Genomic DNA, 19908 nt, shown 5'->3' with positions numbered 1-19908 from the left:
CAGGCGGGTAACAATGCGTTTCAGCAATTTAAGTTCCAGTCATGCGCCCTGCGCACGCAAAAGTTAGATCCGTAGATACTCCTTGAGCTTCAACCGCGAACACTGGCCCTCGGCGTAATTCAGCGCGAAAGCCTCGATGTCAAACGACCGCGTATGGTCTCGGCCGTCCTCGACAACATGAACGAACCACTCGCCGCAGGCTTCGACCACCTCGACGCGTGTAGACAGGAGAGGATCGGACTCTGCGATGCGTTGGACAGTTGGCATGGCATGTTCCTCTGAGCGGAGCGTCATCAATGGCTGATGGCCCAGCAAGCCGCATTTAACTTTGATGTAGTGTCGGCAATTTTATCGATGGCAACCTCGGCGAGGTCTCACCGCCGGCGTGACCTCCGCGAGGGCATCAGCACCACCTGCTTCGTGGCCGAGCAGGTGAAAGAATAAAATTTTCAGCAGGGCTCTTGAAGGCGTTTTGGTCGGCTCCTAAGTCATCCGCCGTCGAGGCTGTATATGGCTCGACAAAACGGCGGCGCCGCACTGGGGCGGCGTCCCTTGTACCCATGTTGCTTCAAGGAGAATGTGGCTATGAGAAGCTTTGACTCTCTGTATCGCACCACCGTCGGTTTTGACCGTCTCTTTGACATGCTCGATAGCGGCACGCGAACCGACTGGCCGCCCTATAACATCGAGAAGGTCGGCGAGAACGACTATCGCATCGCTATGGCGATTGCGGGGTTCAGTCCGGACGAGGTTGAACTGACCCAGCATGGCCCCGAACTGGTTGTCGTGGGCCAAAAGGCCGATGACCAGAGCGGACGTCAATTGCTCCACCAGGGGATCGCCTATCGCAGCTTCAGGCAGACGTTCAGACTGGCCGATCACATGAAGATCAAAGGGGCAACCCTTGAGAACGGCCTCCTCGCGATCGACATCGTCAGGGAGATTCCCGAGGAGCTGAAGCCGCGCCGCATCAGCATCGGGGCCGGCGATGCTGCGGTCAGCAAGCAGATCTCGCAGGACACGGAGCGCGCGCGCAAAGCCGCGTGATCATCGCGTCCATTAGCCCATAACACTGCGGTCCGCCTCCCGGTCTCGGCCGGGAGGCCCAGATTGCGGAGAACGGAGATGGACACCCAGAACCAGACTTCGATAAATGCTTTCCAACGCTTGCCACGAATGGAAGCGGCTTTGTACTTGCTCGGCGATCCTGAGCAGGTCATCCGCCATCCACGTGTCAGCCGTGCCGAGAAGCGGGCTTTGCTCGCCTCGTGGGCCTCCGACGCATATGTGGTGGAAAATCAGCCGACGCTGCGCCGGCTGGACAATGGAACCGTCATCCCTGTCGAACGGATTATAAGTGCCTTGAAGGCCTTGGATGAGATGCCCGAAGCAGGGGAAAGATTTTCGGCCCGCGTTCTGCCTTGGCGGTCCTCTGCACGTCGTGGTGCGTCCTGGCGACGGACCGGCCGGTTCTTCGGCCCCGACGATGACGACGACCCGCCGCCATGCCCGGTATCAGCTGCGCCGCGCCCGCGCCCCCTGGGTGGAAGGGGCGCAACGGTCAGCCGCGACCTCGCGTATGCCTAAGTTTCCGTATACTCATTCATGCGGCTGCCCCGGGCGGGGCAGCCGATCCGCTGCCGCGCGGAAGAGGGCCGAGGTCACCGAATGAGATCGCTAAAACGGCAGCAGGAGAGCGGATGACAATTCCAAAGCGCACTTATCGTCTCCAGATCATGCTCAATTCCGAAGAACTCGCGGTTCTCGACGCGTGGCGCTTCGATCGAAGAATGCCGAGCCGTTCCGATGCGGTGCGGGAGTTGCTTCGACTTGGTCAAAATGCTTCTGGCCACGGCAGAGACCGCTCCGCAAAATCCGTGGATTATGGGGTTATCGATTCGACGGTCGACTGATCTCGCGCGGGCGTCTAGCGCAGGCGCTGGCCATATATCAGGCGTGCTTCGCGCAGCAGCGAATTGCGATCAGTCCCAAGCATGTTGATGAGGTCACGTGCCTGCGCTTCGGAGATTCCGGTTTCCTTGGCCAGACTGATTGCCAGCCGATCACGCTCCGCCGTGCGGGCGTCGTCTTCGTCTTTGCCCATGGATTATCCCCGTTCCCTGCTTCAAGCTGCAGACGCAACGGCGGGCCGCGCAATTCGTTCCGGCGATACTTACCGACCTCCGGTTGTGGAAGAGGGCCCTGCGCACCCCGCGTAATGGACCTCGCCTTTGGGGTGGCGAAACCTCACGAAGCCGTGAGGTCTAGCTACGTGCGCCCCCAAAACGCAGGTGGGTAATCGCACAAAACTGTGCTACGGACCGCTTGCCTCCCCATCCGGAAGGTCCGAGACCGTGCAAAGCGCCGCCAGGTGAGTGCGTCGCAGAACACGATCCTATTTCCTGCGCTCATCAATCGCTTCCCATGCCACCCGTCCAAGGCGTGTTTGAAAGCGAAGAAGGTATTCACATGGACGAAACCAAAGCCAATGCGCGAGAGCATATTTTCGCGGCGATACGCACCCTTGCGGCGTCGTCTGACAGCATCCAGACCCGCCTGATCAACGCCACAGAGAGCATCCTGCAGGTCACCATCAACGAGTTCGAAAGGGACCGGGAGCTCAAGATCAGGTTCGCCCGGATCCTCGATCTTTTGGCCGTCGATCAGGACGACCTGGAACGGACGGCGGTGGAAACAGCCGCCCATATGACGGATTTCGAAGCGGTCAAGGTTGCGGACCTGATCTGCGACTTTTTCATCGACCTTCATTGACCTTCGGTTAGTCTGCCCAGTGTTTCAACTTCGAAGCCGTTTCCTGCTCTTCCGAGATTCTTGCGAGTCGCAATGACAACCACCGCTGAACATCTCAAGCCGCTCCTTTGGGAACCCAAGAACCTCATCCGGGCTGTCGAGGCCGCAGGGGTGACCCTCTGGTCGTGGAATGTCGACACCGATGCGCTGGCGATGGATGACCGGGCTTATGACCTGTGGGGCATTCCGCGCACCAAAGACGTCAAGTTTGAAGACCTGTCCGCACACATCCATCCGGCCGACCGCGATCGGGTGCGTGCCGCCTTCAACGCCACCCGGTCGATCGTCGGCACCTACGAGATTGATTTCAGGATCATGATCGGCGACGAGCTCAAGTGGATCTCCGCCCGGGGCCAGGGCGACGACGAAGGAATGGTCCAGCGGCTGATGTTCGGCATTTTCATTGACGTGACCGGCCGCAAGCAGGCCGAGGAGGGCCGTGAGCTTCTCGCCGGCGAAATGAGCCACCGCGTCAAGAACCTGCTCACCATCGCCTCCGGTCTTACGGCCATCACGTCCCGTTCCACGACCACGACCAACGACATGGCGCGCGAGCTCACCCAGCGGCTGACGGCCTTGGGGCGCGCCCATGATCTTGTACGGCCGGTGCCCGGCCAGACCAAGGCCGCCTCGGCGCTGCTAGGCGACCTGCTCACGGTCCTACTGGCCCCTTATGACGACCTGGGGGCGTTTAGCGGGCGCATCCGGGTGTCGGTGCCCCGGATGAGCGTCGGTGAATCCTCGGCAACCATCCTTGCGCTTATCATCCATGAACTTGCCACCAATTCTCTCAAATATGGTGCCCTGTCGGCCGAGGCGGGAACGCTGGATGTTTCTTGCTCGGCGCAGGACGAAAAGGTGACCATCGTCTGGACAGAAAGTGGGGGCCCGCTCGTCGAGACACCTTCGGCTGCGCCCGGCTACGGCAGCAGGCTGGTTGAGCGCAGCGTCACAGGACATCTGCGTGGTTCGATCGACTACGATTGGTCAAAACAGGGCTTGATCGTCACGCTTAACGTCCAGCCGGAGCGCCTCGCGCAATAGCCGGTTCACCCGCCGTAGCGTCCTCCATGAATTTTACTGGACCCTAGGCATCGAGGGCGCTAAAGCGAGCTGACAGGAGGCCCAGGCCCAATGGACCCCAAGAGGCTCGACCACAAGCTCGACTGCAAGGCGTGCGGGACAGTCCAGTTGGACATCCCCGATGACGCCACTGACAGTACGCCCATCCATTGCAGCAACTGCGGCCGCTACCTAGGCGACTGGGGGGAACTGCAGGACGACTTCCACAGGCAAGCCGGCGATGCCCAGGCTTTCGACCTGAACCATGGCAACATCATCAAAAAGTAGCCCTGAGAAGGCAAAGTCTCTTGTCGGTCAATGCGGCTCTCGGCCCCGGTGACACCTCGGCCAAGTCGAGGAGCGCGTCCAGGGCACCGGTCATGTCGCGCACCACCTCCACGGAATTCCTTCGCAGCACCGTTACGTCAGTTTCCATGCCCTCGGTGGCATGCCGATAAAGTTGCTGGGCAATGCCGGACAGGCGCCCCATGTTATGGGCGATGGTCTTGCACAGTTGCATGGCGTCGTCGTGTGTCACGCGGATATCCTCTCCATGGGATAATTTCGGCCTGCAATTGGTGCGGAGCGGCCGCTGTCTCATCGCCTTGACAGGACGCTACGCTCGATAAGACATCTGAGCCGTTCGCGATCGAGAGCCGCGATGTTGCAATTGCCGAGATGTCTTTGGAGCATAGCGAGTGCCGCGGCCTTGGAGCGGCGAGGGGACGTGGTTGCGGATGTGGTTGTTGAAATAGCGGCCGTTAGCAAACGCAGACGTCGGTGAGCCGCCAATACGTCGAAGCGATCGAACAGCATCTCCCAAGCCGTGAGCGCCGTCAGCGGTAGAGCCGCAGCGGCACCCGCCGACAGCGACGCCGGGGCCGGTCCGACGATGCGTTCGTCAACCAGTTGCAGCTCGGCACTCGAGCGATGTCTGTTGAAGCCTCGCCGCGATCAGATGAAGTTGCTCCGGCCTCAAATGGGTATAGCGGCGTAGCATCTTCCAATCCTTGTGTCCGGTGACCATCGCGACCTGCTCGATGGTGAAGCCAGCTTCGAACAGGCGACTTGTGCCTTCGTGACGCAGGTCGTGGAAGTGCAGATCCTCGATCTTAAGTTCATGACAGGCACGTCGGAAGGCAGTTCCGGCCGATCTCCCATTGTAGGGGAAGATGTGTCCCTTTCCCTCAGTGGAAAAACGCTGCTCTTCGAGGATCGCGCGGGCGTCGTAACCACTCACATCGAGGAGCGGGATACGCATGTGATTGCCCTTCTTGTGGCGTGGGTCCTTGCGATCTCTTATCAGCAGGGTGTTGTTGCGGTCGTTGAGGTCCTCCCACGTAGCGTTGCAGATTTCCCCGAGCCGCATGGCGGTTGCGATCGCAAAGCGGATGATCTTGTCGACGGGGATAATCTGGAAGTTGTTTCCTCTGAAGTATCGGATCAGGGCCTCTATCTCGTCAAGCGTCGGTCGCCGATCGCGCTCGTTACCCTTGCCAACAAGACCCAAGCGGGTGAGGGCGACACGACCAAGTTCCACCGGCTCCGCTGAATAAGGCAGTCCATGCACAGCCGCGCCGTGCACCAGCAATGTCCGGATGTATCCGATGTCTATTCCAACGGTGACAGGTCCGGCGCCTTCCTCGGCTCGTTCCTTGCCGAACTTTATGACCTGTTCGCGATTGAGATCCGCGATGTTGAGCCTTCCGAGCCTGGCTCGTAGCAGGTCCAGGCTGAATGCCTTCGAACGCCCGGTCGCCTTGCCAACTTCCGCCATATCGGCGATATGCAGGTCGATCAGGTCGGAGACCGTTTTGATCCCGTCCTTGTGCTTGGGAGCAGGTTTCTGACCCAGGTCGATTTCTCGCTCAATTCGGCGCGCCCACATCTCGGCGTCCTTGCGGAGCGAGAAGCTGGTGCTGAGGTAGTGACCCTTGCAGCGAACCTGCACACGCCACTTGCCGGAAGCCAACTTGTTGATGGATGCCATGGGTGGTCTCTTTTTCGTGCACGCTGTGTGCACAGGGAGGAGTACAAAATGCGAAAACTGACGGATATCGTGTCGTACAAACGGCGAACGTGTGCACGTTTTAAGGCCCTGAAAATACGAGAAAAAGCGTGATAAATCAAGCTCATAGGATTTCCGTTGCGCCTATGATGGACTGGACAGATCGGCATTGCCGGTTCTTCCATCGCCAGTTGACGAGCCGTGCGCTGCTCTACACCGAGATGGTGGTGGCCGACGCGATCATCCACGGCGCGCGCGAGCGGTTGCTTGGCTTCGACGCGGCGGAACATCCGGTCGCGCTTCAGCTCGGCGGCTCCGATCCACGCAAGCTTGCCGAGGCGGCGCGCATTGGCGAAGCCTTCGGTTATGATGAGATCAACCTCAATGTCGGCTGTCCGTCGGACCGCGTCCAGTCGGGCACGTTCGGCGCCTGCCTGATGAAGGTGCCTGACCTCGTCGCCGACTGCGTCGCGGCGATGAAAGCAGTGGTGACAATTCCCGTCACCGTCAAATGCCGCATCGGCGTCGACGAGCAGGATCCCGAGCCGGCGCTCGATGCGCTGGCGGACGGTGTCTTCGATGCCGGCGCCGACGCGTTGTGGGTGCATGCGCGCAAGGCATGGCTGGAAGGGCTGAGCCCCAAGGAAAACCGTGACATCCCGCCGCTCGACTATAGCCGCGTCTATCGGCTTAAGGCCAGAAAACCAAACGAATTCATTGGTATCAATGGCGGTATTCAATCCATTGAAGAGGCGCGGGCGCATCTCGATCATGTCGATGGCTCCATGCTTGGCCGCGCTGCCTACCATACGCCCGGCATTCTGGCCGGCGTCGATGCCGCCTTCTATGGCGTCAAGTCCGATGCGTTCGATTTCGCCGCGCTGATCGACAGGATGGCGGACTATGCGGCACGCCATATCGAGCAGGGCGGCCGGCTTGGTCATGTCACGCGCCATATGGTCGGGCTGTTCCACGGATTGCCCGGCGCGCGCCGCTACCGCCAGATCCTGTCCACCGACGCGACCCGGCCCGGCGCTGGACCGGACGTGCTGAAGACGGCTTTCGCCGCCGTTGAATTCAGTGGAGCGGCGGCCGAAGCGGCCTGACACGTCAAGGCTGGCTTCAATCCCTGAGGATCATGCGGTCGCCGCGCACGTCGAAGCCCGACAGCGAGCCGATGAAGTTCATACCGAGCAGACTCTGGCTGAGCATGCCCGGTGCCGCGACCATCACCGACATGTCCTTGCGCACGATGCCGCCGATCGCCACCTCGTCGGTTTTCACGGCGGCGGCGCGCGCCATGCCGTTGGCGGTCGAGACCGGTATGGTGTAGTTGAGCACCGCTGGATTGAACCCGGCGGCTTGCGCGTCCTCCGATGTCAGCACGGTGCTGGTCGCGCCGGTATCGACAACGGCCCGCACCGGGTTGCCGTTGACCAGGATTCTCGCTTCGAAATGACCATTGTCGGCCTTCTCGAGCGTCACCGTGGCGTGGCCATCGTCGATGCCCAGGGCGAGCGGACTGCCGGGAACAAGACCCGCGGTCACCCGGCTGGCAATATCCTGCAGTTCGTAACGATACTGGTAGCCGGCGATCAGCACGAGCACGATTGCCGCCCAGGCGCCGAGGTTGCGGGCCATGGCGCCCAACGGTCGACCCGAGCGGAGCAGACCGGCGCCGATAAGAGCGCCAAAGGCGCCAAGCCAGATCAACCGGCCGAAATCGTAATTCTCGACGCCGAGCGTGCTGCCGCCGGAATCGTTGAACATCAGCAGGACCGTTCCCACCCCGATCGCCGCCATCAGTATCCAGAACAACCGGTTCATCCGCGTGGCCGCCTCACGAAAGCGCGTCGCGTTCTCGCGCCATGCGTGTGCGGCGCGTTTCGCGACGTGGCCGGCGCTCGACCGTCTCCAGGCGGGCGGGCAATTCAGCCATGACACTGCGGCGCGTTTCCGGCGTCATCCCCACCCAGGCGCCGATTTCCTCGCGCGTGCGGCCGCAACCGAAACAGAAGCCGGTTTTCATGTCTATCGAACAGACGAGGATGCACGGGGATTCGATGGCCGTCATGACTTTCTCTTGAGGGCTTCCAGCCGGAATCCCTTGTTCCATCTCCACATGGTGCAACCGCAAAGCCAATGCAAGCCCTCGCGATTGCGCCCCCCGCGGTCACCTTTGCGGCAAATGCAGGAGCATGATCCGGGAGGTTGTGCCGACAACGCAACGCGGCTATGCCGCTCACCAACTCCATGGAATGATCGCCAACGACATGACCAGCACGCTGCCTTTCGATGATTTTCGCAACCTGCTGGCCAATTTGCCGGCAGCCGACACAACGGCCGAGGCCCGCGTGCGCACGTTGTTTGCCAAGGCCGACAAGCCCGGGAATTCACTTGGCCGCATCGAGGACATTGCCGCCTGGCTGGCCGCCTGGAGCGGCCGTGCTCCGCCCGCGGTGACGAGACCGTTGATGGCGGTCTTTGCCGGCAATCACGGCGTCACCCGCCACGGCATTTCGCCTCGGCCGGTCGCGGCGACCGCCAATGCGGTCGAGCTTTGCGCGGCGGGAGGTGCCGCGATTAACCAGATCTGCATCGCCAATGATCTCGGCTTGAAGGTTTTCGATCTTGCCCTGCATATCCCGACCGCTGACATCAGTGAGGATGCGGCACTCGATGAGCGGGGCTGCGCCGCCACCATGGCCTTCGGCATGGAAGCGATCGCGGGCGGCACTGATCTGCTTTGCCTCGGCGATCTCGGCGTTGGCAATTCCACCGTCGCCGCCGCCCTGTTCGCGGCGCTGTTCGGTGGCAGGGGCGTTGACTGGGTCGGTCCGGGGTCGGGCGCCGAGGCGGCGATGCAGGCACGCAAGGCTGACGTGGTCGATGCGGCGCTGGCCTTTCACGGCGGCCATCTCGGCGACCCGCTGGAGGTGCTGCGCCGGGTCGGCGGCCGCGAGTTCGCGGCGATAGCCGGCGCCATCCTCGCCGCACGGATGCAGAAAATTCCGGTTCTGCTCGACGGAGTCGCGGCAATGGCTGCCGCGGCGGTGCTGCATGCCGCCAACCCCGCAGCGCTCGACCATTGTCTTCTTGCCAGCCTGTCGCCAGAGCCCGCGCATGCCCGGGCCGCCGAACGCCTTGGTCTGCGGCCATTGCTCGACCTCGGCATAAGCCATGGCGAAGGAGCAGGGGCCGCTCTTGCCGCAGGTCTGGTCAAGGCGGCGGCTCTGACCAGTTCGGGCATGGCCGCGGCTGTTCGTGGCTAGGCACCAGACAAGGCTACGCCGGGACGATTTCCGTTACCGCCGGCGCGCCACCGCCGCGGTCGGCAGCGCGGGCAGCTCCTCCATCACCCGGCTCAGCGGGAAGATGGCGATCGCCTCGGTGCCCTCGCGCAGCTTGGAATGAAGCTCGAACTCGCCGCCATGCATGGCTAACAACCCTTGCACGATCGGCAGGCCAAGACCTGTGCCTTGCTCGGCACTCTTGATGGCGATCGAGCCCTGGCCGAAGGCCGAGAGCACAATCGGGATCTCATCCTCGGGTATGCCGGGACCATTGTCCTTGACCGAAATGTATTGACCGCCGCCGGCTGTCCAGCCGACGCGAACGCGAATTTCGCCGCCGGTGGCGGTGAACTTGATGGCATTCGACAGAAGGTTGAGCGTGATCTGCCGCACCGCCCGCTCATCGGCGAACAGGCGCGGCAACTCATGCTCGAAATCCTGGACAACGCGGATATCCTTGTTGCGTGCCTTCAGTTCCATCATGTGGCAGCAATCCTCGACGATGTTGAGCAGCATCACCGGCTCCTCGTTGAGCTGGTAGCGGCCGGCCTCGATGCGCGACAGATCGAGGATCTCGTTGATCAGGTCGAGCAGATGCTGGCCGGATTCGTGCACGTCATGGGCGTAGTCGCGATAGGTAGGGTTGCTCATCGGCCCCAGCACCTCGTTCGACATCACCTCGGAAAAACCGAGAATGGCGTTGAGCGGCGTGCGCAGCTCGTGGCTCATCGAGGCGAGGAACCGCGACTTCGCCAGATTGGCATCCTCCGCCCGCCGCCGCGCTTCGTCCGACATCGATTTCGCTGTTTCCAGTTCGGCGATCAGCGCATCCTTTTCGGAGCGGAAGGACAGCAGCATCAGGGAGGAGCGGTTGAGGTGGCGGGCCACATAGGCGAAGAAGGGCAGCGACACGACCAGCAGCCCGGCCATGATCGCCTCGACCGGCATCCACAGCTTGACCACGGCATAGGCGTAGAGCGCTACCGGAACCGCAAAGGTCGCCAACAACGCCCCGCGCAGAGATGAAGCCATGACCGCGGTCGCCGCCATGGCGAACAGCAGCACCACGGCCTTGACCACCTGGAACTGGTCGACCTGGCAGGCGTCGCAGCCAAGCCAGACGAACCAGCCCCAACCAAGGCCGCAAAGGAAGTGGCCGATCAGGAATTCCCGTCGTGTTTGCAAGGGGTTGAGATCGGAAGCTTCCGCGCGTTCAACGCGCCGCGCCATGAAGGCCACGATGGTGTAGCAGGTCAAAGTGAACAGCGCCCAGGGGCCGATCTCGTTGCCGACGCCGGCAAGCCGGCCGGCTGCCGCGATCGCGAGGACGAGAAGCGGAATGGCGATGGCGCCGCTTGTCATGGCGCGGGCGTGGAGCTTCAGCAGTTCGCGATCGAAATCGGGATTGCCGGCTTGCTGCGAAAGACGGTCGCGCGTCTTGCGCACCGCGCGCGCGACATCGCTGTTGCGATGGCGTTTCCTGCGGTCCACAATGAACTTGTCCGCTGTGTTCGAGCGTTGCAAGGGCATCAAAACTTCAATTTATGCGAGCAGCGGTTTCCGAGTGTTAAGCTACGTTCGAATGATTAACCAACCGTTTGCCATATGAGCCGTTCATGGGCCCCAGGGCCGCGCCGGCGATACGCCGCGCCGCGTCAAAGAGGCTTGTGGCACCGGCTGGCGGATTACGGCCTGACCGTCGTCATTCTCGGGTTGCTGATCCTTTTGGCGGCTCGCCTCGACCGGGTGGAGACCCGCAAGACGGAGGGAGCCGCGATCGTCAACGACGGCGATTCGATCACGCTCGGCACCGAGCGCATCCGCATGCGCGGAATCGACGCCCCGGAGTATTCGCAGACCTGCCGCAAGAATGGCGCCGACTATCCTTGCGGGACACTTGCGCGCCAATCGCTGGTGCGGCTGATCGCCGGCAAGCCCGTTTCCTGCACCGGCTGGCAGCGTGACCGCTACGGCCGGCTGCTTGGCGACTGCACCGCCGGCGGCAAGGATCTCAACCGTGCGCAGGTCGAGGCGGGCTGGGCGGTCGCCTATGGCGGCTACGAGAGCGAGGAAGCCAGCGCCCGCGCGGGAAAGGCCGGCATCTGGGCGGGCACATTCGACCAGCCGCAGGACTGGCGCTACAGCCATCACGGCGAAGTCGTCGAAAGAAAGCACGGCACGCTGGTGTCGATCGGCGATGCCGTGCGCGAGATTTTCCGCTTCTGGTGATCGCGCATCCTGTAACTGGACCGAGAACGGACGGGAGGATGGAATGAAGCTCTTCGACGGCGGCCGGGCGCCCAATCCCCGGCGGGTGCGCGTCTTCCTGGCCGAGAAAGGCATCGCGGTGCCGCTGGTGCCCGTCGACATGGGCGCGCTGGAGCACAGGGAGCAGGCGGTCAGCTCGCGCAACCCCCTGCGACGCCTGCCGGTGCTGGAGCTCGACGACGGCACCGTCATCACCGAATCCGTTGCCATCTGCCGCTATTTCGAGGAGCTGCATCCGGAGCCGGCCCTGTTCGGACGCGGCGCCCTCGGCAAGGCGCAGGTCGAGATGTGGCAGAGACGGATGGAGTTCAACCTGCTCAGCTGCGTCGCGCAGGCTTTTCGTCATATCCACCCGGCCATGAAGGAATGGGAAATCCCGCAGATTGCCAAATGGGGCGAGGCCAACAAGCCGAAGGCCGTGGAGTTCCTCAGGATTCTGGACAGTGAACTGGGCAGCCGGGAGTTCATAGCCGGCGACAGCTATTCGATAGCCGACATCACAGGCCTGATTGCTGTCGACTTCATGAAGCCGGCACGCATCAAGGTGCCGGAAGAATGCACCCATGTGTTGCGCTGGCATCAGGCGGTGTCGAGTCGACCGAGCGCAGCAGCCTGAAAATGAGTGCGGAACTCGATAGGTTTGCCGCGACGGTTCGGACTTGTCGCATCTGTGTCGAAAATCCGATCGGCAAGCCGCTGCCGCACGAGCCGCGACCGGTGCTGCGACCCTCGTCCAACGCCCGTATCCTGATCGCCAGCCAAGCGCCGGGAACCAAGGTGCATGTCACGGGCATGCCATTCACCGATGCCTCCGGTGACCGCTTGCGCAGCTGGCTCGGGGTAACGAGCGACGAATTCTACGACATCGAAAAATTCGCCATCGTGCCGATGGGCTTCTGCTTTCCCGGCCAGGACGCCAAGGGCGGGGACTTGCCGCCGAGGCGCGAATGCGCCCCGGCCTGGCGCGCGCCTTTGATGGCCTTGATGCCGCGGATCGATCTGGTGCTGACGATCGGCATCTATGCGCAGTCCTGGCACATGGGCGCCGCGCGCCGACCCTCGCTGACGGAAACGGTGATGGACTGGCGTGCCTTCTGGGAGACTTCCGCCGGCCCGAAAGTGCTGCCGCTGCCACATCCATCATGGCGAAACACCGGCTGGTTGAAGAAGAATCCCTGGTTTGAAATGGATTTGCTGCCTTTCCTGCGATCGGAAATCCGCTATCGCCTCGGTTGACCTTTCAGCAAGAAATCACTCGCTTTTCGGCCTACCGGCAGAATTTCTTTCTTGTGAAAGGCCTTGATAAGGCGGAGTATAGCCAATCTATTCCCTTGGGAGCACGACATGGACCGCCTTGATAGAAAAATTCTCCGCCTCTTGCAGGAGGATGCGACACTCGCGGTCGCCGACGTTGCCAAGAAGGTCGGGCTGTCGACGACGCCTTGCTGGCGGCGCATCCAGAAGCTCGAGGAGGAGGGCGTCATCAAGCGGCGCGTCGCTATCCTCGACCACGAAAAGGTCAATGTGCGGGTCACCGTCTTCGTGTCGATCCGCACCAACTCGCACAGCCATGAATGGCTGCGGCGCTTTTCCGAGGTCATCCAGGAGTTTCCCGAGGTGGTCGAGTTCTACCGCATGAGCGGCGATGTCGACTATCTCTTGCGCGTCGTGGTGCCCGATATTGCCGCCTATGACGCCTTTTACAAGCGGCTGATCGCCAAGATCGAGATCCGTGACGTGTCGTCGTCCTTCGCCATGGAGCAGATCAAGTACACCACCGAAATCCCGCTCGATTACATGGTGCTGGACAAGGAATCGGGCGCCAATGCAGCTTGAGCTGACCGGACCGCTCAGTTCTTCTTCCTGTTGAGGAAGGTCCAGGGCGAGTTCACCGGCAGCGTGATCGTATCGGGAACCATATCCACGCTCACCACGTCTGCTTTGCGTACGGCGTAGCCGGACTGGATGACGCTGACGCCGTCGAGGATGAACAGCTGGCTCTTCTCCATCCCGGGCATCAGCGTGCCGGTGACGGCAACCGGCTGATAAGCCTCCGACATCTTGTAGGGGTGTGCCGGCGTGACCAGCACGATCTGGTTGGGCGGCGGTGTCGGCATGTGGCTGCAGGCGCCCGTCCATGGCACCAGCAGGAACTGATAGACCAGGTCGCCGTCGCGATCGACTGGCAATGCATAGCCGGCCAACTGGATGGTCCTGTCCTGCAGGTTGGTGGAGAGCGTTTCGCCATGATCGGGCATCTTGGCCGCGATCATCGGAAGCCCGGCGTTTTCGGCCGCGGCTTGTGTCGCCGGGCGCAGATCCTTCCAGAAAATGTGCGCGGTCTCGGCCGAGGCATCGGCGGCGGCAACGCATACCAACAACGCGGCCGCGAGTGCCATGGTTGATTTGCGACGGTTGCTCATTGGCTGATCCGTTCCCGGCCGCTCCCTTTGAGGTCAAGTAAAGCCGCCGCTACCGACGACGTCAACGGACGAGCCGCATCACATGTCGGCGAGAACCGGCCATGCCGGTCTCGTGGAATCCGCGCGCGGCGAACATCGGCTTGAAGCCCATGAAGCGGAAGCTCGGCGAATCCGGATCGACCGGATAGGCCTCGACAGCGGATGCGCCGCTCTTGAAGGCGTGATCGACGGCGGCCTCAAGCAAACGAGGGCCGATGCCGACAGCACGGTGAGGGCGAGCGACGAAGAAGCAGACGATGGACCAGATGTCCTTCTCATTGTCGTTCTGATCCGGCGACAACTTTCTGAACGACTCGCGTGGCGCAACGGAGCACCAGCCGACGACTTCCTCACCGGCGCGCGCGATGATGCCCACTGGTGTTCCGGCCGCGATAGTCGATTCCATCGCCCGCTTCTTGTCGGCACCGCTGCTCGACTGACGGCCAGCAAGCTCACGCCAACTCATGCACCAGCAGTATTTCGGGCCACCGGACTGTTCGAACAGCTTCTCGAAGTCCGGCCATGTCTGCCTGGTGACAGGAACGAAATCCAGATCGATCATGTTTTGGGCATCGTCCTTGCCGACAGCCGCTCGAGCGTTTTGCGGGCGGTGAGTTCCTTGACGGCATCCTTGCCGATCCAGCGCGTCGTCTTGTTCGCTGAGGCTGTCAGCTTTTGCGCCAGGGCAAGGGCAGGGCCGTGCAGGTTCAAAGACCGCTTGCCGATCTGCCGCAGCGCCCAGTTCACCGCCTTCCTGACGAAGTTGCGCGGATCGCCGGCATGAGCCTCGATCAGCGGCAGATAGTTCAAGAAGGTTGTGTCAGGCTCCTTCTTCAAATGCACCGTTGCCCATGCCAGCATGGCAAACGCGGTTCGGCGGACGAATTCGCGCTCGTCCGTGGCGAACTCGTCGATCAGGTCGCGCCAGAAAGGCGTTGCGGCAAACAGGTCCGAGACGCTGTCTACGACCTCCCAGGAATCGAAGTCGCCCGCCCAGCGGCGGCATTCTTCGATGGTGATCTTTTTCGGCTCGCCGGTGAACGCTGCCATCAGCCGCGCCTCGCGGATGCCGCTGTCCCATAGCATCAGAGCCCGCTCGTGTTTGCGCTTCACCTTGCGCGCCAATGGCCGCAAATCCGAATTGCCGATGCCAAGCGCGGTCGCAATGTTGATGCCGAACCGCGCCATGCCGGAGAGATTTTCGGGAGCGCGCAATGCCTTTAGATGGGCAACGATGTCATCGGCCGTCCAATCCGGATCTGGCTGAGACATCGCAGCCAAGTGCTATTTCTCCAGCCGCGCCAGCAGCGATGACGTATCCCAGCGTTTGCCGCCCATCGCCTGCACATCCTTGTAGAACTGATCGACAAGTGCGGTCACCGGCAGCTTGGCGCCGTTGCGGTCAGCCTCGTCCAGGCAGATACCGAGATCCTTGCGCATCCAGTCGACGGCGAAGCCGAAATCATACTTTCCGGCATTCATCGTCTTGTGGCGGTTCTCCATCTGCCAGGATCCGGCAGCACCCTTGGAAAGCACCTCGATCACCTTCTCGATGTCGAGCCCGGCCTTCTTGCCGAAATGGATGCCCTCGGCCAGTCCCTGCACCAGTCCGGCGATACAGATCTGGTTGATCATCTTGGTGAGTTGGCCAGCGCCGGCGGAGCCCATCAAGCCAACCATGCGGGCAAAGGCATCGATGACGGGCCTGGCCTTGTCGAAGGCTTCCTGCTCGCCGCCGACCATGACAGTGAGAACGCCGTTCTCGGCACCGGCCTGGCCGCCCGAGACCGGAGCATCGAGGAATGAAAAGCCGCGCGCTTCCGCCGCCGCCGCCAGTTCACGCGCCACCTCGGCCGAGGCGGTGGTGTTGTCGATGAAAACCGAACCTTTCTTCATCGATTTGAAGGCGCCGTCCGGACCTGTCGTCACCGAACGCAAATCGTCGTCATTGCCGACGCAGGAAAAGACGAAATCCTTGCCCTCGGCCGCCTCCGCCGGTGTTGCGGCGAAGCCACCGCCATGCTGTCCAACCCATTGCTCGGCCTTGGCCTTGGTGCGGTTGTAGACGGTGACGTCGTGGCCGCCCTTGTTCCTGAGGTGCCCGGCCATTGGATAGCCCATCACGCCAAGACCGAGAAATGCCACAGATGCCATGAGCTTGCCCTTCAGAATGAAAACAGAATTTGCCGCGAAAGCTCTAGGCTCTGCGCTCAATTCGTCAAGACGCGTGCCGGCTGATCTACTGGTACAGCCGAATGAACGGTTCAGCGTTTCAAATGGATGGTAATCCGGCGCTCGATCCATTCGATCGCGTGGCGCAACAACTCGACCATCACGAGGTACACCAAGGCCACCCAGATATAGGCCTGGATGTCAAAGCTGTTGGCGAAGGCGAGCTTTGCGTTACCCATCAGGTCGTAGACGGTGATGATGGCGACGATCGCCGAAGCCTTGACCATAAGGATCAGCTCGTTGCCGTAGGGCCGCAAGGCGACGATCAAGGCCTGCGGCAGGATGATCTTGCGCAGCGTCTGCAGCTTGTGCAGGCCGAGCGAAGCTGCGCCTTCCCATTGGCCCTTGGGCACGCTCTCAATGGCGCCGCGCAGAATCTCGGCCTGGTAGGCGGCCGTGTTGAGCGCAAAGGCGAAGACACCGCAGTTGAAGGCGTCTTTGAAAAAATCCCAGAGCCCGACCATCTGGAGTTGCGGTCTGAACGAGCCCAGCCCGTAGTAGACCAGAAACGTCTGAACCAGCAGCGGCGTGCCGCGGAAGAAGTAGACGTAACAATAGGCGAGCCCGGACAGAATCCGGTTCCTGGACATGCGTCCATAGGCAACCGGCATAGACAGAACCGCGCCAAGCACCATCGAAATGGCAACCAGCGACAGGGTGACGCCGAGTCCCTGCAGATAGGCCGGCGCGTATTTGGCGAAGAAGGCGGCGTTCCAGGCAAGGAAAAGGTAGCTGACGATACCAAGGCCAAAGGCTACCCACAGGCAGACCAGCGCATAGCCGATGATGCGCCGGCGCGGCCAGCCGCGCGCTCGCGGTGGCGGCCGTTCGACCATGGCGGCTGTAGCACTCATCGTTGTGCCTCTCGTTTGCCGAGCGAGCGCAAAATGGCACCGGTGGCGAAGGACGACACAACTGCCAGACCGAGAAAGACCAGAGCCGCCAGGCTGTAGAACAGGAACGAGTGCTTGGTAACGCGAGCCGCCACACCGGCATTGCGCAACGTCTCCGCGAGACCGACGACCGAGACAAGCGAGGTGTCCTTGAGCAGGCTGAGCCAGCAGTTTTCCAGGCCGGGGAACGCGATGCGAAGCAATTGCGGCAAGATCACCTTGCGCATCGTCTGCCATTTGGACAGGCCAATGGAATAGCCACCCTCATATTGCCCCTTCGGGATCGCGCGAAAGGCCGAAAGGAAAACCTCGCTGGCGTAGGAAGAGAAGATCAGGGCGAGCACGATCATCCCGGCGAAGAAGCTGTTGACGTCGATGGTCGCTTCGGGGCGGAAATATCGGATGAGGTGTTGCAGCAGGATCGGCATGCCGAAGAAGAACAGGAAAAGCGTCACCAGTTCCGGCAGGCCACGAAAGACCGTGGTGTAGATGTTGGCGGCCAGCCGCAGCGAAGGCTCTTCGGACTGCTTGCCCAGCGCGACAAAAAAGCCAATCGTCAAACCGATGGGAAGCGTCGCCAGCGCAAGAAGAACCGTTACAATGACGCCATAAGCGATATCGTCAAGCCAGCCATCAGGTCCCCAACTGAGAAGTGTCCATATGCTTTGGGCTGGCATTGACAGGTCTTATCCCCACGGCGCTACCAAGATGAATGGAAAGACGGCGGGGAATTTCCCCGCCGTCTTGATCCTGTCTATCAGGACTCGGCGCCGAAGACGTCGAACTTGAAGTACTTGTCGTTGATTTCCTTGTATTTTCCGTTGGCGCGGATGGCGTCGATGGCGGCATTGAGCTTGTTGACCAGGTCGGTCTCGCCCTTGCGCACGGCAATGCCGGCGCCCGGCCCGAAGATCTCGACCGGTTGCGGCGACGGCTGGCCGAGAATCTTGCAGCAGGCGCCATCAGGCGAATCCAGCCACTGCTGCAGCACGACGATATCGTCCTCGATGGCGTCGAGGCGACCATTGGCAAGATCTGCCTGCTCTTCGGGGCTGCTCGGATATCCCTTCACGGTGCTGTCGGTGAAGGTCTTCGTGGCATAGTTGAAATGCGTGGTCGTGGTGGCGACGCCGACGGTCTTGCCGGCGAGATCTTCCTTGGTCACGCCCTTCAGCGTGCTGTCCTTCGGCACGGCGAGCGCCGACGGCGTGTTGTAGTATTTATGGGTGAAGTCGACCTTCTCCTTGCGCTCCGGCGTGATCGACATCGAGGCGACGATGGCGTCGAACTTGCCGGCCTGGAGCGCTGGAATGATGCCGTCCCAATCCTGGGCGACGAAGGTGCACTTGACCTTCATTTCATCGCAAAGCGCCTTGGCGATGTCGATGTCGAAGCCGACAAGCTGGCCATCGGAAGTCAGGTTGTTGAATGGCGGGTAGGCGCCTTCGGTACCGATCCTCAGGGTCTTCTCCTGGGCCTGGGCTACGCCGAGCGTCAGCAGCGCAGCCGATGCGGCAAGCGCGATACGCAGTGCAATACGCATGATAGTCCTCTCTTTATGTCCCGGCCGTCGTTCCGAAACGGCTCTGTGGGGCGGTGCTTTTGACCGCCCGCCGAGGCGATACTCCCACTCTTTCCAAGAAAAAAGCAACTGCAAAACCACAAAAATAGGCAATGCTATTCTGCCGCTGCGTTACCTCTCAAGCAACGAGACCGGTGGCGCGCTCGATGAAGTCGGCTATCGACTGTGTATCGTCGAGATCGAATACCGGCAGGCTTTCGCCCTCCGTCGTGAAGTCGGCTGCTACGGCGACGATGGCGGGATCACTTGCCGAAAGCGGTGTCCGGTCCTTCGCTTCCCGACGGCGGGTTTCTATCTTGCGGTGGGCCTCGCGCTTGTAGCCCTCGACCAGCACGATGTCGCACGGCGCGAGCCGCGACAGAACCGCCTCCAGCGTCGGCTCATCCTCGCCGCGCAGTTCGTGCATCAGCGCCCAGCGAACGCCGGAGACGATCGCGACTTCCATGGCTCCGGCCTGCCGGTGACGAAAGCTGTCGGCCCCAGGCTTGTCGATGTCGAAGTCATGATGGGCATGTTTCACCGTCGACACCTTCCAGCCGCGCCGGACAAGCTCGCTGACCAGTTTCTCGGTCAATGTCGTCTTGCCGGAGTTCTTCCAGCCGGTGATGCCGAAGACGCGTCTGTTCATGGTTTCATGCTCTGCAACAGACGCTCGGCCCGGACAAGATCATCAGGCTCGTTGATATTGAAGAAAGGGTCGATCGGTTGGCCGGCGGATTGCGGAACGGGGAATTTCACGTCCGCAAAATCATGCCGCTCGATGAAGGCCGAAACCCGCCTGTTGTCCTCGTCGACCAGAAAGCGCCGCAAGGCGTCGCGACAGCCCGTCGGCCAGAGCGTGAAGGTCGGGTGCCGCTTGCCGGCCGAGCAGGCAACGGCAATCGAACCGGGGCGTTGGTCGATGGCTGCCGCCAGCCGGTCGACAAGATCCGGCGGCAGGAACGGCGTGTCGCCGGCAGCGGTGACGATTGCCTCGCAAGCGGTGTTGGCGATGGCCCATTCGAGGCCGGTCAGGATCCCGGCAAGCGGCCCGGCAAAGCCGGTGACCGTGTCGGCAAGCACCGGCAGTCCAAAGCGGGAGAAGCGCGCCGGGTCGCCATTGGCGCTGAGTGCCAGCGGCCCCACCTGCGGGGCAAGACGCAAGATGACCTGGTCGAGCAGGCAGCCGCTGCCGAGCGGCAAAAGGCTCTTGTCGCCACCGCCCATCCGTCTTGATTGGCCACCGGCCAGAATGATCCCCACAATATCTCGCTTCATGCCATGGAGCCTGTACGCCAGCCGTCGGGAATCACAAGAA

At 61.7% G+C, this 19908-nt stretch carries 27 protein-coding genes and 2 pseudogenes; 12 read left to right on the top strand and 17 right to left on the bottom strand.

Features of this window, described 5'->3' with window-relative positions:
• Window positions 1-63: 63 nt before the first annotated feature.
• Complete coding sequence (locus OOJ09_RS19400) at window positions 64-267, bottom strand: hypothetical protein (protein WP_269906721.1); 204 nt, start codon at window positions 265-267, stop codon at window positions 64-66.
• A 318-nt stretch (window positions 268-585) separates the two neighbouring features.
• On the opposite strand from OOJ09_RS19400, the gene OOJ09_RS19395 reads away from it, so the two are divergent.
• The 3 genes from OOJ09_RS19395 to OOJ09_RS19385 all read left to right on the top strand — a co-directional run bounded on the left by OOJ09_RS19395 (window position 586) and on the right by OOJ09_RS19385 (window position 1913).
• A complete protein-coding gene (locus tag OOJ09_RS19395) occupies window positions 586-1047 on the top strand; it encodes an Hsp20 family protein (protein WP_269906720.1) in 462 nt (153 codons plus the stop codon).
• A 78-nt stretch (window positions 1048-1125) separates the two neighbouring features.
• The gene (locus OOJ09_RS19390) at window positions 1126-1587 is read left to right on the top strand and encodes a hypothetical protein (RefSeq protein ID WP_269906719.1); all 462 of its coding nucleotides are present in this window, start codon (window positions 1126-1128) and stop codon (window positions 1585-1587) included.
• A gap of 113 nt (window positions 1588-1700) precedes the next feature.
• Window positions 1701-1913 (top strand): hypothetical protein, encoded by a 213-nt coding sequence (locus OOJ09_RS19385; protein WP_269906718.1) that lies wholly within the window; start codon window positions 1701-1703, stop codon window positions 1911-1913.
• 14 nt (window positions 1914-1927) lie between these two features.
• Here OOJ09_RS19385 and OOJ09_RS19380 read toward each other — a convergent pair whose 3' ends face one another.
• Window positions 1928-2104: a hypothetical protein gene (locus OOJ09_RS19380; RefSeq protein ID WP_181179957.1), complete on the bottom strand. Its 177-nt coding sequence runs from the start codon at window positions 2102-2104 to the stop codon at window positions 1928-1930.
• Between the two features lie 365 nt (window positions 2105-2469).
• Between OOJ09_RS19380 and OOJ09_RS19375 the strand changes: the two genes are divergently transcribed.
• The 3 genes from OOJ09_RS19375 to OOJ09_RS19365 all read left to right on the top strand — a co-directional run bounded on the left by OOJ09_RS19375 (window position 2470) and on the right by OOJ09_RS19365 (window position 4161).
• A complete protein-coding gene (locus OOJ09_RS19375; RefSeq protein WP_269906717.1) occupies window positions 2470-2772 on the top strand; it encodes a hypothetical protein in 303 nt (100 codons plus the stop codon).
• Between the two features lie 72 nt (window positions 2773-2844).
• A complete protein-coding gene (locus OOJ09_RS19370; RefSeq protein WP_269906716.1) occupies window positions 2845-3855 on the top strand; it encodes a sensor histidine kinase in 1011 nt (336 codons plus the stop codon).
• A gap of 90 nt (window positions 3856-3945) precedes the next feature.
• On the top strand, window positions 3946-4161 hold the full coding sequence (locus tag OOJ09_RS19365) for a hypothetical protein (RefSeq protein ID WP_269906715.1): 216 nt from the start codon (window positions 3946-3948) through the stop codon (window positions 4159-4161).
• On the opposite strand, the gene OOJ09_RS19360 is transcribed toward OOJ09_RS19365, so the two are convergent.
• The 3 genes and pseudogenes from OOJ09_RS19360 to OOJ09_RS19350 form a co-directional block, all read right to left on the bottom strand.
• Window positions 4151-4411, bottom strand: coding sequence for a hypothetical protein (locus OOJ09_RS19360; protein WP_269906714.1), 261 nt, complete (start codon window positions 4409-4411; stop codon window positions 4151-4153). The two genes, OOJ09_RS19365 and OOJ09_RS19360, sit on opposite strands and share 11 nt — an antisense overlap.
• A gap of 254 nt (window positions 4412-4665) precedes the next feature.
• Window positions 4666-4794: pseudogene (locus tag OOJ09_RS19355) on the bottom strand (zinc-binding alcohol dehydrogenase family protein); the annotation flags it as partial.
• The gene (locus tag OOJ09_RS19350) at window positions 4775-5863 is read right to left on the bottom strand and encodes a site-specific integrase (RefSeq protein WP_269906713.1); all 1089 of its coding nucleotides are present in this window, start codon (window positions 5861-5863) and stop codon (window positions 4775-4777) included. The gene OOJ09_RS19350 and the pseudogene OOJ09_RS19355, both read right to left, overlap by 20 nt.
• Window positions 5864-5991: 128 nt before the next feature.
• Here OOJ09_RS19350 and dusA point away from each other — a divergent pair, with 128 nt between their 5' ends.
• Complete coding sequence (gene dusA, locus OOJ09_RS19345) at window positions 5992-6987, top strand: tRNA dihydrouridine(20/20a) synthase DusA (RefSeq protein ID WP_269906712.1); 996 nt, start codon at window positions 5992-5994, stop codon at window positions 6985-6987.
• A gap of 16 nt (window positions 6988-7003) precedes the next feature.
• Here dusA and OOJ09_RS19340 read toward each other — a convergent pair whose 3' ends face one another.
• Window positions 7004-7708, bottom strand: coding sequence for a TIGR02281 family clan AA aspartic protease (locus tag OOJ09_RS19340; RefSeq protein WP_269906711.1), 705 nt, complete (start codon window positions 7706-7708; stop codon window positions 7004-7006).
• Between the two features lie 13 nt (window positions 7709-7721).
• A complete protein-coding gene (locus OOJ09_RS19335; RefSeq protein WP_269906710.1) occupies window positions 7722-7955 on the bottom strand; it encodes a DUF1289 domain-containing protein in 234 nt (77 codons plus the stop codon).
• Between the two features lie 199 nt (window positions 7956-8154).
• Here OOJ09_RS19335 and OOJ09_RS19330 point away from each other — a divergent pair, with 199 nt between their 5' ends.
• Window positions 8155-9153: a nicotinate-nucleotide--dimethylbenzimidazole phosphoribosyltransferase gene (locus OOJ09_RS19330; protein ID WP_269906796.1), complete on the top strand. Its 999-nt coding sequence runs from the start codon at window positions 8155-8157 to the stop codon at window positions 9151-9153.
• A 33-nt stretch (window positions 9154-9186) separates the two neighbouring features.
• Here the strand turns inward: OOJ09_RS19330 and OOJ09_RS19325 are convergent, their stop codons facing one another.
• On the bottom strand, window positions 9187-10704 hold the full coding sequence (locus OOJ09_RS19325; RefSeq protein WP_269906709.1) for a sensor histidine kinase: 1518 nt from the start codon (window positions 10702-10704) through the stop codon (window positions 9187-9189).
• Window positions 10705-10779: 75 nt separating this feature from the next.
• Here OOJ09_RS19325 and OOJ09_RS19320 point away from each other — a divergent pair, with 75 nt between their 5' ends.
• The 4 genes from OOJ09_RS19320 (at window position 10780) to OOJ09_RS19305 (ending at window position 13278) form a co-directional block, all read left to right on the top strand.
• Complete coding sequence (locus OOJ09_RS19320) at window positions 10780-11403, top strand: thermonuclease family protein (RefSeq protein ID WP_269906708.1); 624 nt, start codon at window positions 10780-10782, stop codon at window positions 11401-11403.
• 43 nt (window positions 11404-11446) lie between these two features.
• Window positions 11447-12058 carry a glutathione S-transferase gene (locus OOJ09_RS19315; RefSeq protein WP_269906707.1) on the top strand — a complete coding sequence of 204 codons (612 nt, stop codon included), beginning with the start codon at window positions 11447-11449 and terminating at the stop codon, window positions 12056-12058.
• Window positions 11998-12678 carry a uracil-DNA glycosylase family protein gene (locus OOJ09_RS19310; RefSeq protein ID WP_269906706.1) on the top strand — a complete coding sequence of 227 codons (681 nt, stop codon included), beginning with the start codon at window positions 11998-12000 and terminating at the stop codon, window positions 12676-12678. The genes OOJ09_RS19315 and OOJ09_RS19310 overlap by 61 nt, the downstream gene beginning before the upstream one ends.
• A 108-nt stretch (window positions 12679-12786) precedes the next feature.
• Window positions 12787-13278 (top strand): Lrp/AsnC family transcriptional regulator, encoded by a 492-nt coding sequence (locus tag OOJ09_RS19305; protein ID WP_006205209.1) that lies wholly within the window; start codon window positions 12787-12789, stop codon window positions 13276-13278.
• Between the two features lie 14 nt (window positions 13279-13292).
• Here OOJ09_RS19305 and OOJ09_RS19300 read toward each other — a convergent pair whose 3' ends face one another.
• The 9 genes and pseudogenes from OOJ09_RS19300 to mobA all read right to left on the bottom strand — a co-directional run bounded on the left by OOJ09_RS19300 (window position 13293) and on the right by mobA (window position 19868).
• Complete coding sequence (locus OOJ09_RS19300) at window positions 13293-13865, bottom strand: DUF3299 domain-containing protein (protein WP_269906705.1); 573 nt, start codon at window positions 13863-13865, stop codon at window positions 13293-13295.
• Between the two features lie 61 nt (window positions 13866-13926).
• A complete protein-coding gene (locus OOJ09_RS19295; protein WP_269906704.1) occupies window positions 13927-14466 on the bottom strand; it encodes a GNAT family N-acetyltransferase in 540 nt (179 codons plus the stop codon).
• Window positions 14463-15192 (bottom strand): annotated as a pseudogene (locus tag OOJ09_RS19290) (DNA alkylation repair protein). The gene OOJ09_RS19295 and the pseudogene OOJ09_RS19290 overlap by 4 nt, the downstream one beginning before the upstream one ends.
• A complete protein-coding gene (locus tag OOJ09_RS19285) occupies window positions 15189-16058 on the bottom strand; it encodes an NAD(P)-dependent oxidoreductase (RefSeq protein WP_269906703.1) in 870 nt (289 codons plus the stop codon). The pseudogene OOJ09_RS19290 and the gene OOJ09_RS19285 overlap by 4 nt, the downstream one beginning before the upstream one ends.
• A 110-nt stretch (window positions 16059-16168) precedes the next feature.
• The gene (locus OOJ09_RS19280) at window positions 16169-16990 is read right to left on the bottom strand and encodes an ABC transporter permease (RefSeq protein ID WP_269906702.1); all 822 of its coding nucleotides are present in this window, start codon (window positions 16988-16990) and stop codon (window positions 16169-16171) included.
• Window positions 16987-17706 carry an ABC transporter permease gene (locus OOJ09_RS19275; protein ID WP_269906701.1) on the bottom strand — a complete coding sequence of 240 codons (720 nt, stop codon included), beginning with the start codon at window positions 17704-17706 and terminating at the stop codon, window positions 16987-16989. Before OOJ09_RS19275 ends, OOJ09_RS19280 begins: the two co-directional genes overlap by 4 nt.
• Window positions 17707-17786: 80 nt before the next feature.
• The gene (locus OOJ09_RS19270; protein ID WP_091585816.1) at window positions 17787-18572 is read right to left on the bottom strand and encodes an ABC transporter substrate-binding protein; all 786 of its coding nucleotides are present in this window, start codon (window positions 18570-18572) and stop codon (window positions 17787-17789) included.
• A gap of 157 nt (window positions 18573-18729) precedes the next feature.
• Entirely contained in the window at window positions 18730-19239 is a 510-nt protein-coding gene (mobB, locus tag OOJ09_RS19265) for a molybdopterin-guanine dinucleotide biosynthesis protein B (protein ID WP_269906700.1), read from the bottom strand.
• Window positions 19236-19868, bottom strand: a complete 633-nt coding sequence (mobA, locus tag OOJ09_RS19260) for a molybdenum cofactor guanylyltransferase MobA (protein ID WP_269906699.1) — start codon at window positions 19866-19868, stop codon at window positions 19236-19238. The genes mobB and mobA overlap by 4 nt, the downstream gene beginning before the upstream one ends.
• Window positions 19869-19908: the final 40 nt, after the last annotated feature.

This window comes from Mesorhizobium qingshengii (assembly GCF_027563465.1).
In the GTDB taxonomy this organism is placed as follows: Bacteria; Pseudomonadota; Alphaproteobacteria; order Rhizobiales; family Rhizobiaceae; genus Mesorhizobium; species Mesorhizobium qingshengii_A.
The sequence above is the reverse complement of the archived record's forward strand: the minus strand, read 5'-3'. Positions and strand labels throughout refer to the sequence as shown.

Excerpts from the sequence above, each read along its gene's own strand:
- OOJ09_RS19380 (WP_181179957.1), bottom strand. The coding sequence starts at position 2,104 with ATGGGCAAAGACGAAGACGACGCCCGCACGGCGGAGCGTGATCGGCTG.
- OOJ09_RS19320 (WP_269906708.1), top strand. The coding sequence starts at position 10,780 with ATGAGCCGTTCATGGGCCCCAGGGCCGCGCCGGCGATACGCCGCGCCG.
- OOJ09_RS19270 (WP_091585816.1), bottom strand. The coding sequence starts at position 18,572 with ATGCGTATTGCACTGCGTATCGCGCTTGCCGCATCGGCTGCGCTGCTG.
- OOJ09_RS19300 (WP_269906705.1), bottom strand. The coding sequence starts at position 13,865 with ATGAGCAACCGTCGCAAATCAACCATGGCACTCGCGGCCGCGTTGTTG.
- OOJ09_RS19340 (WP_269906711.1), bottom strand. The coding sequence starts at position 7,708 with ATGAACCGGTTGTTCTGGATACTGATGGCGGCGATCGGGGTGGGAACG.
- OOJ09_RS19350 (WP_269906713.1), bottom strand. The coding sequence starts at position 5,863 with ATGGCATCCATCAACAAGTTGGCTTCCGGCAAGTGGCGTGTGCAGGTT.
- OOJ09_RS19280 (WP_269906702.1), bottom strand. The coding sequence starts at position 16,990 with ATGAGTGCTACAGCCGCCATGGTCGAACGGCCGCCACCGCGAGCGCGC.
- OOJ09_RS19365 (WP_269906715.1), top strand. The coding sequence starts at position 3,946 with ATGGACCCCAAGAGGCTCGACCACAAGCTCGACTGCAAGGCGTGCGGG.
- mobB (WP_269906700.1), bottom strand. The coding sequence starts at position 19,239 with ATGAACAGACGCGTCTTCGGCATCACCGGCTGGAAGAACTCCGGCAAG.
- OOJ09_RS19285 (WP_269906703.1), bottom strand. The coding sequence starts at position 16,058 with ATGGCATCTGTGGCATTTCTCGGTCTTGGCGTGATGGGCTATCCAATG.
- OOJ09_RS19315 (WP_269906707.1), top strand. The coding sequence starts at position 11,447 with ATGAAGCTCTTCGACGGCGGCCGGGCGCCCAATCCCCGGCGGGTGCGC.
- OOJ09_RS19400 (WP_269906721.1), bottom strand. The coding sequence starts at position 267 with ATGCCAACTGTCCAACGCATCGCAGAGTCCGATCCTCTCCTGTCTACA.
- OOJ09_RS19325 (WP_269906709.1), bottom strand. The coding sequence starts at position 10,704 with ATGCCCTTGCAACGCTCGAACACAGCGGACAAGTTCATTGTGGACCGC.
- OOJ09_RS19395 (WP_269906720.1), top strand. The coding sequence starts at position 586 with ATGAGAAGCTTTGACTCTCTGTATCGCACCACCGTCGGTTTTGACCGT.
- OOJ09_RS19310 (WP_269906706.1), top strand. The coding sequence starts at position 11,998 with ATGCACCCATGTGTTGCGCTGGCATCAGGCGGTGTCGAGTCGACCGAG.
- OOJ09_RS19375 (WP_269906717.1), top strand. The coding sequence starts at position 2,470 with ATGGACGAAACCAAAGCCAATGCGCGAGAGCATATTTTCGCGGCGATA.
- OOJ09_RS19370 (WP_269906716.1), top strand. The coding sequence starts at position 2,845 with ATGACAACCACCGCTGAACATCTCAAGCCGCTCCTTTGGGAACCCAAG.
- OOJ09_RS19330 (WP_269906796.1), top strand. The coding sequence starts at position 8,155 with ATGACCAGCACGCTGCCTTTCGATGATTTTCGCAACCTGCTGGCCAAT.
- OOJ09_RS19385 (WP_269906718.1), top strand. The coding sequence starts at position 1,701 with ATGACAATTCCAAAGCGCACTTATCGTCTCCAGATCATGCTCAATTCC.
- mobA (WP_269906699.1), bottom strand. The coding sequence starts at position 19,868 with ATGAAGCGAGATATTGTGGGGATCATTCTGGCCGGTGGCCAATCAAGA.
- OOJ09_RS19390 (WP_269906719.1), top strand. The coding sequence starts at position 1,126 with ATGGACACCCAGAACCAGACTTCGATAAATGCTTTCCAACGCTTGCCA.
- OOJ09_RS19305 (WP_006205209.1), top strand. The coding sequence starts at position 12,787 with ATGGACCGCCTTGATAGAAAAATTCTCCGCCTCTTGCAGGAGGATGCG.
- OOJ09_RS19295 (WP_269906704.1), bottom strand. The coding sequence starts at position 14,466 with ATGATCGATCTGGATTTCGTTCCTGTCACCAGGCAGACATGGCCGGAC.
- OOJ09_RS19275 (WP_269906701.1), bottom strand. The coding sequence starts at position 17,706 with ATGCCAGCCCAAAGCATATGGACACTTCTCAGTTGGGGACCTGATGGC.
- OOJ09_RS19335 (WP_269906710.1), bottom strand. The coding sequence starts at position 7,955 with ATGACGGCCATCGAATCCCCGTGCATCCTCGTCTGTTCGATAGACATG.